Annotated in this window: 11 protein-coding genes; 10 read left to right on the forward strand and 1 reads right to left on the reverse strand. The window is 30.3% G+C overall.

The window, feature by feature from the left end:
* Nucleotides 1-320 precede the first annotated feature (320 nt).
* From U9O55_02525 to acs, 10 genes are all read left to right on the forward strand, one after another.
* Entirely contained in the window at nt 321-1607 is a 1287-nt protein-coding gene (locus U9O55_02525) for a hypothetical protein (protein MEA2088689.1), read from the forward strand.
* Between the two features lie 27 nt (nt 1608-1634).
* Nucleotides 1635-3305, forward strand: a complete 1671-nt coding sequence (locus U9O55_02530; protein ID MEA2088690.1) for a type IV secretion system DNA-binding domain-containing protein — start codon at nt 1635-1637, stop codon at nt 3303-3305.
* 278 nt (nt 3306-3583) lie between these two features.
* Entirely contained in the window at nt 3584-3853 is a 270-nt protein-coding gene (locus tag U9O55_02535) for an NYN domain-containing protein (GenBank protein MEA2088691.1), read from the forward strand.
* A gap of 160 nt (nt 3854-4013) precedes the next feature.
* The gene (locus U9O55_02540) at nt 4014-5984 is read left to right on the forward strand and encodes an ATP-dependent helicase (GenBank protein ID MEA2088692.1); all 1971 of its coding nucleotides are present in this window, start codon (nt 4014-4016) and stop codon (nt 5982-5984) included.
* Complete coding sequence (gene mtaB, locus U9O55_02545; GenBank protein MEA2088693.1) at nt 5977-7281, forward strand: tRNA (N(6)-L-threonylcarbamoyladenosine(37)-C(2))-methylthiotransferase MtaB; 1305 nt, start codon at nt 5977-5979, stop codon at nt 7279-7281. The genes U9O55_02540 and mtaB overlap by 8 nt, the downstream gene beginning before the upstream one ends.
* A gap of 84 nt (nt 7282-7365) precedes the next feature.
* Nucleotides 7366-7695, forward strand: a complete 330-nt coding sequence (locus U9O55_02550) for a hypothetical protein (GenBank protein MEA2088694.1) — start codon at nt 7366-7368, stop codon at nt 7693-7695.
* A gap of 128 nt (nt 7696-7823) precedes the next feature.
* Complete coding sequence (locus U9O55_02555) at nt 7824-7970, forward strand: hypothetical protein (protein MEA2088695.1); 147 nt, start codon at nt 7824-7826, stop codon at nt 7968-7970.
* Between the two features lie 8 nt (nt 7971-7978).
* Entirely contained in the window at nt 7979-9292 is a 1314-nt protein-coding gene (murC, locus tag U9O55_02560) for a UDP-N-acetylmuramate--L-alanine ligase (protein MEA2088696.1), read from the forward strand.
* Complete coding sequence (locus tag U9O55_02565; protein ID MEA2088697.1) at nt 9289-10395, forward strand: DUF333 domain-containing protein; 1107 nt, start codon at nt 9289-9291, stop codon at nt 10393-10395. Before murC ends, U9O55_02565 begins: the two co-directional genes overlap by 4 nt.
* A 436-nt stretch (nt 10396-10831) precedes the next feature.
* On the forward strand, nt 10832-12742 hold the full coding sequence (acs, locus tag U9O55_02570; GenBank protein ID MEA2088698.1) for an acetate--CoA ligase: 1911 nt from the start codon (nt 10832-10834) through the stop codon (nt 12740-12742).
* A gap of 67 nt (nt 12743-12809) precedes the next feature.
* Here the strand turns inward: acs and rpmA are convergent.
* Nucleotides 12810-13075, reverse strand: a 266-nt coding sequence (rpmA, locus tag U9O55_02575; protein MEA2088699.1) for a 50S ribosomal protein L27, incomplete at its 5' end; no start/stop codon positions are given.

Here is a 13075-nt window from a genome sequence, read left to right on the forward strand (position 1 = left end):
CTGAAATAATCTTAAAACTGACAAATTTATACATTTTCACTCTGAGAACCATTATAAAATGATTTTCAAGGTAAAGATTTATAAATCAGAAAGCTGTTTTTGAATAAAATCAGCAGAGCCTATATATTAATAATATTCCAGAACGATTTAGACCGTTTTTTGCAAAAAAGAAAATTAAAAAATAATGAGCTCACGGCTGGCTTGATAACATAAACCCCTTACGAGTTGATTGTAAGGGGTTTTTATTATATTTTATATTTTTTATTTGATTTTTTAGTTTCTTTATTATATAATTCAGATACTTTTTAGTTAAAAAATTTATGGAATTTAATTTAGCGGGAATAGGGCAAAATCCGCTGATAGCGGCTTGGCTTTTAATAAAATATTTGGGCATCCCAACTCTTTTAATTTTGGGATTTTTTGGCGGAAGAATTTTGTGGTTGAATTCACGGCAGGGAAAATTTTGCTCTAAATTAGAATATACTTTATTGGCGATTGATATTCCAAGAGAAAACGAACAAAGTCCAAAAGCTGTTGAAAATATGTTTGACCAAATTTCAGGCGCGCATTCCACTCTTAACTTTACTGACAAATGGTGGGAAGGCAAATGCCAAGCGAAATTCAGTTTTGAAATTATAAGCATTGACGGCTATGTCCAATTTTTAATTCATACTGAAAAAAATTTCAGGGATTTAGTTGAGGCATCTATTTACGCGCAATATCCTGACGCTGAGATTACCGAGATTGATGATTATATTGAAAACTCGCCAAAATTTTTTCCAAATGAAGAATATAATTTATGGGGAGCGGAATTTATTGAAACAAATAAAGACGCATACCCCATCCAAACTTATCCGTTTTTTGAACATAGTTTAAGCCAGGAATTCAAAGATCCAATGGCGGCTTTAATGGAAATTTTAGCATCATTAAGAAAAGGTGAAAATGTTTGGATACAATATGTCGTGACAATGGAAGGATTTAGCTGGATTGGAAGGTGTAAAAGAGAAATTAATAAAATAGTTGGCAAAAACAACAAAAGCAATAACGGATTTTTAAACCAAATTCTAAGCTTTTTTTCTAATCTTGCCGGAGGAATAGCTGTCCAAATTTCAGGCGCTGAAACACAAACAGCGACAAAAGAAAAAGAAACTGATGGGGCACTAATGCTTAAACTCACTCCCGGAGAAGTAGAGAGCGTAAAAGCAATTGAAAATAAAATGGGCAAAATCGGTTTTAACGTAAAAATGAGAATTATTTATTTTGCTCCCAATGATGTTTATTCTCCAGCTCGTTCAATATCAGCGACAGTTGGAGCTATTAAACAATTTGCAGGACCTTTAAATGGGTTTAAGCCAGAAAGCAAAAGAACGCGCACTAAGAAATTCCTTTTATTTAGCAAAAAACGATTAGCTTCACGGCAAAGAAAAATTTTAAACGCCTATAAAACAAGAAGTAATGATTTAGGTATTGGCAATGGATTCGTTCTTAATTCAGAAGAGTTGGCAACAATATTTCATTTTCCAGATTCAACTGCTGTTAAAACTTCTTTAGTTAAAAAAGTCGCAAGCAAAAAGTTTGAACCGCCAACAAATTTGCCGACAGAGTAAAAACATTTAAACATTTTAACATTTTTTATGTTAGAGAATCAAGAGAAAAAAAACGATATAACATTATTTGCTGAAACAAATTTCAGAAATAAAAAAAAACGGTTTGGGATTAAAATTGATGATAGAAGAAGGCATATTTATTTGATTGGAAAAACAGGAATGGGCAAGACAACAATGATGGAAAATATGATTTACCACGATATCCAAAATAATAAAGGTGTCGCCTTAGTTGATCCGCACGGAGATTTTGTTGAAAAAATTCTTGATTATGTTCCTTCGCGCAGAATAAATGATGTTATTTATTTTAATCCGTCTGATGTTGAATATCCGATTGCTTTTAATATTTTAGAATCAATGACGCCTGAATCAAAAAATATAGCAGCGTCAGGATTAATCGGTATTTTTAAAAAATTGTGGGCGGACAGCTGGGGACCGAGATTGGAATATCTTTTACGAAACGCGATTCTAGCTTTAATGGATTATCCTAATAGCACTATTTTAGGCGTAATGCGAATTTTAATTGATAAAAATTTTAGAAAAAAAGTTGTGGAGCAGATTAAAGATCCAATCATAAAATCATTTTGGGAAAACGAATACACAAAATACTCAAATTCATTTCAAGTTGAAGCAATCAGCCCTATACAAAATAAAATTGGGCAATTTTTATCATACTCTTTAATTAGAAATATAATAGGGCAGGTAAAGTCATCTTTTGATATCAGGGAAATAATGGATAATAAAAAAATTCTTTTAATGAATTTTTCAAAAGGCAGAATTGGAGAAGACGCTTCAGCGCTTTTAGGCGCGATGATGATTACCAAAATCCAACTGTCTGCAATGGAAAGGGTAAATATTCCAGAAGAAAAAAGAGAAGATTTTTATCTTTATGTTGATGAATTTCAGAATTTCGCGACCGAATCTTTCGCAAATATTTTGTCAGAAGCTCGGAAATATCGTTTAAATTTAGTTATCACAAACCAATATATAGAACAGCTTGATGAAAAAGTCCAAGCGGCAATTTTTGGCAATGTAGGCACTATAGTAAGTTTTCGGGTCGGACCTTCTGACGCGGAAATATTGGAAAAAGAGTTTGCGCCGAAATTTACTGAAGAAGATTTATTGAATTTGGCTAAATACCATATTTATATCAAATTAATGATTGATGGAATCGCCAGCGAGCCGTTTTCCGCGATCGGACTTCCACCTCTTGCAAGAGAAGAAGGAAACTCTGAAAAAATTATTAAAGCTTCACGCGAACATTATAGTAAAAACCGCGAAGAAATAGAAGAAAAAATTATAAAATGGACGGAAAACGACAAAAACCAAACAATAGATAATAAAAAACAAAACATTCAAGACAGAAGAAAATTTGAAAGCAAGCAAGAAAATATTGTTTTATGCAGTTATTGCGGGGCGAAAACAACAACATCTTTTAAGCCAGACGGAATAAGACCTATTTTTTGCAAAAGCTGTCTTGCTAAATTGCGCGCTAAAGAATTAAAAATTCAAAAAAACAGCAAAGGTGAATATATTGTGTTAGAAGAAAAAGAATCAAATAATCAAAAAAATATATTAGAAACAAGTTTATCGCAATTAAAATCTAAAAAAAAGATTGGAGAAAAAAACGAAAATTTTATAAAGAAGAATGATTCTAAAAAAAATAATCTGTTAAAACCTGGAGAAAAGGTTAAATTTTGATTTAGATTTTGATTTTTTTATTAGCTTATGTATAATAAATTATCTTCTAAAAATATTATAAAAGTAAACATCGAAACATAATCAAAAGAGGTAAATAATGATAAGCCTAGAATGGATCTTAAGAATGATGGAAAGGAGGGAAAAAATCTGTTATCTATTTGTAGATAACGACAATCTATTCAATATGTTGAAATTAGCTAATTGGACAATAAATTTTACAAGTTTCTTGAATTATTTGCTACTTAAAATAAATAGCTCTAAAATCAGGTCATTTTTTTATGCGAGAAAGGAGGAACGCGAATCTCAACAAAAAAAATTATTTAAATGCGGCCAAAGAATCAAAGGCTGAAATTATTGATATTTCAATAACATATAAATATTTTTATGGAATGCGAAAGAGGATTTGCAATGCTGATGTTGCTATTATTGCTGATATGATGGACTATCAGTATCATTTTGACTCAATAATTTTAGCAAGCGGTGACGGAGATTTTGAATATACGCTTAAAAAATTAGCTATAAAAGGAAAAAAATTATATTGTTTCTAATATAAGTTCAATTTTGGGAAAATTTCTTGAGAATTTCGAATTTAATGTTATCAATTTAGAAAAATCAGACCAAAGGTTGAACTGGTCTACAGTTAAATATTTAGAGGGAAAAGTTAATGATTAAAAAATTTACTTTCCCAATTTTTTTTGAAATTTTTATATGAAAATAAATTATAAAAAAGAATTGAACAATGAGCAATACAAAGTTGCAACCAAAGGGGACGGAGCTGTTTTAGTATTGGCTGGAGCTGGAAGTGGAAAAACAAGAGCCCTAACTTATCGCGTAGCTTATTTAATTGAAAATGGAATTAAACCAGAAAATATTTTATTGGTTACTTTTACAAATAAAGCCGCGAAAGAAATGTTAGACAGGGTTTGCCAGCTTTTAGGCAAAGAGCCAAAAAAAATCTGTGGCGGGACATTTCATCATATTGCCAATCGTTTATTAAGAAAATACGCGCAAGTTTTGGGATACAAAAACAACTTTACTATCTTAGATAGGGAAGACAGCTTATCTCTTTTAAAACAATGCTATGATGAATTAGTTGATGCTGATAAAAAAAGCAGATATTTTCCAAAAGCAAACATAATTTACAAAATAATCGGAATAGCGCGAAATAAAAAAATTCCAATAGAAGAAATAATAAAAAAAGATTATGATTATTTGACTGAACAAGAAATTAGTTCAATAAAAAATATTAGCGAAAAATACACAAAGAAAAAAAAGGGAATGAATTCCATGGATTTTGATGATTTGCTAATAAATTTATTAAAACTTTTGTCAGAAAATAAAGATATTAGAAAACATTTGTCTGAACAATTCAAATATGTTTTAGTTGACGAATATCAGGACACCAATAAAATACAAGCTGATATTGTTCAGGCGTTTGCGAGAGAGCATAAAAACATTTTAGCCGTAGGCGATGATTCCCAAAGCATTTATTCTTTTCGCGCCGCGGACATCTCTAACATTTTAGATTTTTCTAAAAATTTTCCGGATTCTAAAATTTATAAATTAGAAACAAATTATCGCAGTATTCCGCAAATTTTAGATTTGGCAAATTGCAGTATTTCTAATAATGAGAACAAATATCCAAAAAATTTAATAAGCGTAAAAGCAGGCGCTGAAAAACCTGTTTTTGTTTCATCTCGAGACAATAGAAAGCAGGCAAAATTCATTATTCAAGAAATTTCAAAGCTGCGAAATAAAGGAATAAACGCGAAAAATATTGCCGTGCTTTTCCGCTCGGCTTTTCAGGCCCTTGAGCTTGAACTTGCTTTAAGCCAAGAAGGAATCCAATATGTGATGAGGGGAGGAATACGATTTTTTGACCAAAAACATATAAAAGACATAATCGCTTATTTAAAAATTTTAGCGAATTTTCGCGATGAAATCGCTTGGTACAGAGTTTTACGGCTTTATGAAGGAATAGGTGCGCAAACTTCTCAAAAAATATTTAATCAAATTAAAGAATTCAGCAGTTTGGATGAGGCAACAACATTATTAGAATTTAAAACAGGAGAAAAAATTTCACAAAGTTTGAATTCTCTCTTTCATATTCTTAACAAAATAAATAAAATAGAAAAAAATTCAGTTGGCGAACTTGTAAAAATTATTTTGCAAAGCGGATATATGGATTATTTAAAAGCCAATTTTGATAACTTTTTGGACAGGACTGACGATTTAAAACAGCTAGCTGATTTTTCAATAAAGTCTGAAAGTTTGGACAATTTTTTATCAGAGCTCGCGTTATCAGAATCGTTTCAAAGCAAAAAAAACAACACTGTCCAAATGAATAAAGATGACCAAGAAAAACTTGTGCTTTCAACAATCCATCAGGCAAAAGGATTAGAATGGGACACTGTTTTTTTGATTAGTTTAGTGGACGGACAATTTCCGCATAGAAAAGTTTATGATTATCCGAATGAAATGGAGGAAGAAAGAAGACTTTTTTATGTTGCTGTCACAAGAAGTAAAAACAGGCTTTATATGACATATCCGACAATGAATAGCCAAAATATGAATTTAAATCAGCTGTCAACTTTTGTAAGCGAGCTTGATAAAAATCTTTTTAATGAAAAAGAATTTAACATCGGTTTTGACGGGCTTCCAATTATAGAATATGATTAAAGCAAAATTAAAAAAAACAACAATTGCTTTTGCGACTCTTGGCTGCAAAGTAAACCAATATGACACTCAGGCCTTAATTGATTTGGCAAAAAAGAACAATTATCAAATCGTTCCTTTCAATTCTATTGCTGATATTTATGTTGTTAACAGTTGCGCTGTTACTGAAAAAGCAGTTAGCAAATCGCGAAAAAAAATAAATCAGGCGCGCGCTAAAAATCCAAAAGCTAAAATTTTTTTATGCGGATGCTGGCCGCAAATAACAAATATTGATTTGCCGAATGTTGAAATAATCAGCGGAACAAACAAAAGAAAAAAATCTTTGACCTTAATAAAAAATAAAAAAACGATTAAAAAAATTTATCCTTATAAACAATCGCAAGAATTTGAGGAAATGGAAATTTCAAAATTTTTAGGACATTCGCGTGCGATAATTAAGATTCAAGACGGATGCGAACAATTTTGTTCATATTGTATAATCCCTTTTACAAGAGGCCCTTTGCGAAGCAGGAATTTTAAAAAAACAATAAAGCAGGCAAAAAAAATAAGCAAAAATGGTTATCAAGAAATCGTGTTAACAGGAATTCATTTAGGGCTTTATGGTTTTGATTTAAAAGAAAAAACTGATTTAACAAAATTGTTAAAACAGCTTGTTAAAATTCCAGAATTAAAAAGAATTAGATTAAGCTCCATAGAAGTTAGAGAAGTGAACAATAATTTAGTTCAGTTGATAAAAAACAATAAAAAAATTTGCTGTCATCTTCATATTCCTTTGCAAAGCGGATCAGATAAAATTTTAAAGCTGATGAATCGCCCGTACAATTCCGCATATTTTGTTGAAAAAATTAAAAAAATAAAAAAGAAGATTCCTGGCATTTCAATTACAACAGATGTGATTGTTGGTTTTCCAGACGAAACAGAAAAAAATTTTCAAGAGACTTATAATTTATGCGAAAAATTAGATTTTAGCAAAATTCATGTTTTTTCTTTTTCTCGCAGAAAAGAAACAAAGGCCTATGATTTTAATAATCAAATTAAAAAAGAAATAATTAAAAAAAGAAGCTTAAAATTAAGAAAATTAAGCGACAAATTAACAAAATCTTTTGCTAAAAAATTTATAAACAAAACTTTAGAAATTTTATCTCAAGGCAAAAAAAATGATTATTTCTTTGGCTTGTCAGATAATTATCTAAAAATCTGTTTCAAAGGCAAAACAAAAAACAATTTTGTTAATGTTAAAATTAAAAAAGTAGGGGTTCAAAATTTTGAACCTATATTAATAGGGGAAGTAAAAAGCTGATTTTTTTAACTTTTAAATTTAAAAATGGAATAATTTACGCAAGAATTAAATTATTAAAGAATAAATCAAACAAAGGAGGATATTTTGGCTAGAAAAAATGGCAAGAATGGCAAAAATGATCCGTCCAGACATCATATCATTCCATCTACTAGAGGCGGTGGAGATGAAAAAGAGAATATAAAAATGCTTCCAAGAGGATTTCATAATAACTGGCATGATGTTTTCGGAAATTTAACCCCGCTAGAATCAATTCAATTCATCAAAGAAGTTTTTCTTGATGAAATGAGTGAAACAGGGTTAACAAAAAAAAGGCCAAAAAGAAGGTGGAGATGGGACGAACTTTACAATCTTCAACTCTCTATACAAAAAAGGACAATACGCAATAAGCGGCTAAACAAAAGGAGGAAAAAATAAAATAATCCCTTTGGCAAAATTTTGCCAAAGGGAAATTTTTTGAAAATTTATTTAGATACTGAATTTGTTTTGACATAAAAACAAAAATATTCTATAATTTAAGTATAACTAAAATTAATAAAAAATTTATGGTAACAAAAGTTGATAATTTAAAAACTATAAACAAAAAAAGATTTGATGATATAGATGATTTAGATTTTATAGTCAAGCGCGATGAATTTGAAAAACTAAAAAATAAAGTGCTTACGCTTGAAAGAAAAATGAAAATTGCTTAATACAGAATATGAAAAAAATCAATTTAAATAAAATTAAAAAAGTTTATTTTATTGGCATTGAAGGCGCGGGAACTTCAGCTTTGGCTCAGATATATAAAAAATTAGGATGCGATGTTGTTGGTTCTGATAATGGAGATCATTTTTATAAAAATGTTTTGAAAAAAAATAAAATTAAAGTTTTTCAAAATTATTCAAAAAAAAATATTCCTAAAAATGTTGATCTTATTGTTTATTCAACCAGTATTAAGAAAGACAACCCAGAAATTATTGAAGCTAAAAAAAGAAAACTAAAAATATGGCCTTATCCGAAAGCATTAGCACATCTGTTTAACCAGAAATTTGGGATTGCTGTTTGCGGAACACATGGAAAAACAACAGTGACCGCGATGGCTGGATTTTTATTTAAAAAAGCCAAATTAGCCCCAACAGTTTTGGTTGGATCTTATATTAAGCAATTTCAAGGAAACGCTTTAATAGGAAAATCAAAATATTTTATTATTGAAGCTGACGAATATCAAAATAAATTAAAATATTACAATCCTAAAATAGTGATATTGAATAATATTGATTATGATCATCCCGATTTTTTCAAAAGTGAAAAAGAATACAAGCAAGCTTTTAAAAATTTTGTCAGCAAATTAAAAAAAGACTGTTTAATTATCGCTAATTTTGACGATGCGAATGTGAGAAATGTTGTTAAAAATGTAAAAACAAAAATTATCAGCTTTAGTAAAAAAGATATAAGCAAATTTACTTTAAAAATTTTTGGCAAACATAATGAAATGAATTCTTTGCCTGTTATCGCGCTTGGAAAATTTTTAAACATAAAAACAGAAACAATAAAATCAGCTTTGAAAGAATTTAGCGGCGCAAAACGGAGAATGGAAAAGAAAGGAATATTTAAAAATATTTTGATTTATGACGATTACGCGCATCATCCAGTTGAAATTAAAGCCAGCTTGCGGTCTTTAAGAGAAAAATATAAAAATGCTAATTTATGCTGTGTTTTTCACCCGCATTCTTTTTCAAGAACTAAAACTTTATTAAAAGATTTCGCGGAAAGCTTTGAAGACGCTGATAAAATTATTGTTTTGGATATTTACGGAGCTAGGGAAAAAATCGGGAAAATCCATTCCAAAGATTTAGTAAAAAAGATAAACAAACTTTCAATTCAAAATAAAGCTTCATATATTTCTAATATTGAAAAATGCGTTAATTTTTTCCAAAAAAAAAATAATAAAAATGATATTGATATTGTTATAACTATGGGAGCGGGAGATGTCTGGCAAATTGGGGAAAAATTGCTTAAAAAAACTTTATGAAAAAAATAATCTCGATCATTTTATTTTTGATTGTTGCTTCTATTGGCGGCGCATTTTATTATTATGATATTTTTGCTTTTCAAGATAATATTAAACAGCCAACGATAGTTAATATTAATAAAGAAATCATTTGTGAAACAAATAAAGACTGTGTTCCTGAAAATTCGTTAATTGGAATTTTGTATATTTGCGAAGAAAAAAAATGTATTGAAAGATCTCTCAACAGCCCTGCTTCAAGCAATTGCCAAGAAAAAAAAGGAACTGTTGATATCAGAGTAGACGCGAAAAATGTTGAATACAGAGTTTGCGTATTTTCAGACAATTCTGAATGCGAGGAATGGAAATTTTTTCATAACGAATGCAAACCAGGAGATTTTAACCTAAATGACAATATTTGGAAAGGAAAGATTGTTAAATCAAGAAAGATTGAACATAGTTATTATTTTGAAATGTTAAATGGAGAATATGTAAAAGCAGTTAGTGATGATAATCAAATAACGGATTTGCTGTTTTCGTTGCAAAGCAAAGAAGAAATAGTTAAATTAAAAGGCGAAATGTCTGGCAAAGCTGATAATATTGGATATAGAAAATTAAATGTCAAACAAATTCTGAATTTAAATGATATTATTTTTAATCAAGTTGACGAAGAATCAAGTCTTGAGATTGCAAAAAAAGCAATACAAGAAAACAATGAATTTATTAAAAATGAGGGCGATGAGCTTGAATTAATTAATACTCAAACATTAAAATGCCCTTATTGCTGGATTTTTAATTTTTCATATCTTAGCAAAGGACAAGAAAAGAAAAAAATAGAAATAACAATGCAGGAAGGAGAAATAAAAAAAATTTCTTTTGTCAAAGAGAGCGAAATTTTATATGATTGCGAAGAATTTTCTATGGTAACAATTTGCACTGAACAATATGAACCTGTTTGTGCTAAACTTAAAAAAAACATTCCTAATATGGATGATGGCGGACTTAGTTCAGGCTCTGACTATGAAATAAAATGGAAAACTTTTTCAAATGCTTGCAAAGCTTGCGTTTATAAAGGAAAAATCGGCAAGGTTGTTGGTTATAAAAATGGAGAATGCGAAAGCACATAAACATTTTAACAATTTAACTGTAAAAATCAAAAACGTTGTTTATACTTTTTGTCATTCCGGAAAATAGATTTTCTAAGCGAGCCTGAGATCTTTTAGAAAATCATTTATCCGGAATCTATAACTTTAATTGATTTGTGGTTATATATAGCGTAGATTCCGGATAAGTTAATTTCTTACGACTCGCAAGCTCGTCGAGAAATTATACTTTCCGGAATGACAACCAAGAATAATTTTTCAAAAAGTGTAAACAACGCTAGTATATCTTACAATTTAACATATAAACAATCTATTTATTAGTTATTAATTATTAAGTCTTGAGCTTTATCCGCCACGGCGGATAAATTTTAAGTTTTATTCGTTAATAATACTTAAATCATTTTTTAATTTACAATTTTTAATTTATATTTAATTTTAACAAAAATTAACAAAAAAAATTATGGCTAAAAACAACAAAAGGGACCTTACAGAGGTTTTATCAGCAGAACAGAAAAAATATTTTCCGTCTAAAAAATTTTTAAAAGACGCGATTGTCAAGGATTATGAAAAAGCATTAAAAAAAGCAAGGCGCGCTCCTGAAAAATTTTGGGAAGAGGCGGCAGAAGACTTGCATTGGTTTAAAAAATGGGACAAAGTTTTAGATAAAACAAAAAAGCCTTTTTATAAATGGTTTATAAACGGCAAATGCAATTTAGCTTATAACGCTTTAGACAGACATATTGAAAACGGGAATAAAGACAAGCTCGCCATTATTTGGGAAGATGAAACAGGCAGAGAAAAAAAATATACTTATCAAGAACTTTATGACGATGTAAATAAAATGACGAACGCTTTAAGAGGTTTGGGAATTAAAAAAGGAGACAGGGTCGCAATATATATGCCCAATATTCCTGAAATTGCGATAACAATGCTTGCTTGTTTAAAAATTGGAGCAATGCATTCAGTTGTTTACGCTGGATTTTCTTCAGGAGCTTTAAGGGACAGGATAAAAGACGCTCGCGCGAAGATTTTAGTTACGGCTGATGGAAGTTTTAGGCGCGGGAAAGTGATAGATTTAAAAAAAATAGCTGATGAAGCTGTAAGGCAATGCAAAACAATTAAAAAAGTTATTGTCGCGAAAAATAATGGCGCAAAAATTAAATTTAATAAAAGAAGAGATATTTGGTTTAATGATTTTATAAAAAATCAATTAACAGAAGCAAAAACAGCAAAAATGGATGCTGAAGATCCTGCTTTTGTTTTATACACTTCTGGCACAACATCAAAGCCAAAAGGCGTTATTCATGTTCATGGCGGATATGCTGTTGGAGTTTTAAGAACTATAAAGTGGGTTTTTGACTTAAAAGGAGACGAAATTTTTTGGTGCACAGCTGATCCAGGTTGGATTACTGGACATAGTTATATTATTTACGGTCCGTTAATGGCTGGTGTTACAACAGTTATGTACGAAGGTGTGCCTGATGTGCCAGCGCCTGACAGAATTTGGAAGATTATTGAAAAATATAAAGTTAATGTTTTATACACCGCGCCAACGCTGATTAGAGCAATGATGCGTTATGGATCTAAATGGCCACAAAAACATAAAATGAAAAGTTTGCGAATTTTAGGATCTGTTGGAGAGCCAATAAATCCAGAGGCATGGAAATGGTTTTATAAATATGTTGGCAAAAATCGCTGTCCAATAATGGATACATGGTGGCAGACAGAAACAGGAATGAATATGATCACGCCATTGCCGTCAGCTCCGCTAAAAGCAGGAAGCGCTTGCAAGCCATTTCCTGGAATTATCGCTGATATTGTCGGCAAGAAAGGGAAAAAAGTTCCTGTTGGCAAAGGCGGATATTTGATAATCAAAAATCAATGGCCATCAATGATCAGGACAATTTTTAATAATCCAAAACGATATTTAAAAACATATTGGAAGCAAGTTAAAGGCGCTTATTTTACAGGCGATGTCGCTTTTAAAGACAAAGACGGGTATTTTTGGATTCAAGGAAGGACAGATGATGTTTTAAAAATCGCAGGGCATAGAATTGGAACAGCTGAAGTTGAAAGCGCTATTGTTTCACATAAAAATGTTGTTGAAGCAGGAGCTATTGGCATACCAGACGAAATTAGAGGAGAAGTAATCAAAGTTTTTGTTATTTTAAAAAAAGGTGTGAAAGGAACTGACGGATTAAAAATTAAATTGAAAAAACAGGTTAGAAAAATTTTAGGACCAATCGCGATTATTAAAGATATTGAATTTGTTGAAAAATTGCCTAAAACCAGAAGTGGAAAAATTATGAGAAGAGTTTTAAAAGCAAAAGAATTGAATTTGCCGTTAGGCGACACCAGTTCATTAATTTAATTTTTAATAATAAAATAAAAAAAACCGCGTTAAGCGGTTTTTTTATTTTGCTAATTTTAAGACAGAATTATTTTTCTTTCACAACATTAACAATTTTTGTTGTTTTCAAATTCCCATCAAATTTTTTAAGTTTTTTTGTTGAAAATTTTACAAATCCATTGATTTTAGAAAACAGAGTATAATCTTTTCCTGTCATTACATTTTCGCCTGGATGAAATTTTGTTCCTCTTTGACGGATAATAATTGATCCTGCTTTCGCGAATTGCCCATCATGAAGCTTAACGCCCAAGCGCTTTGATTCTGAATCGCGTATATTTGACGAGGATCCACCTG

It is taken from the genome of Patescibacteria group bacterium, from assembly GCA_034660655.1.
Lineage (GTDB): Bacteria > Patescibacteriota > Patescibacteriia > JAACEG01 > JAACEG01 > JAACEG01.

Coding starts and splice junctions, on each gene's coding strand:
- U9O55_02525 (MEA2088689.1), top strand. CDS start 321: ATGGAATTTAATTTAGCGGGAATAGGGCAAAATCCGCTGATAGCGGCT.
- U9O55_02530 (MEA2088690.1), top strand. CDS start 1,635: ATGTTAGAGAATCAAGAGAAAAAAAACGATATAACATTATTTGCTGAA.
- U9O55_02535 (MEA2088691.1), top strand. CDS start 3,584: ATGCGAGAAAGGAGGAACGCGAATCTCAACAAAAAAAATTATTTAAAT.
- U9O55_02540 (MEA2088692.1), top strand. CDS start 4,014: ATGAAAATAAATTATAAAAAAGAATTGAACAATGAGCAATACAAAGTT.
- mtaB (MEA2088693.1), top strand. CDS start 5,977: ATGATTAAAGCAAAATTAAAAAAAACAACAATTGCTTTTGCGACTCTT.
- U9O55_02555 (MEA2088695.1), top strand. CDS start 7,824: ATGGTAACAAAAGTTGATAATTTAAAAACTATAAACAAAAAAAGATTT.
- murC (MEA2088696.1), top strand. CDS start 7,979: ATGAAAAAAATCAATTTAAATAAAATTAAAAAAGTTTATTTTATTGGC.
- U9O55_02565 (MEA2088697.1), top strand. CDS start 9,289: ATGAAAAAAATAATCTCGATCATTTTATTTTTGATTGTTGCTTCTATT.
- acs (MEA2088698.1), top strand. CDS start 10,832: ATGGCTAAAAACAACAAAAGGGACCTTACAGAGGTTTTATCAGCAGAA.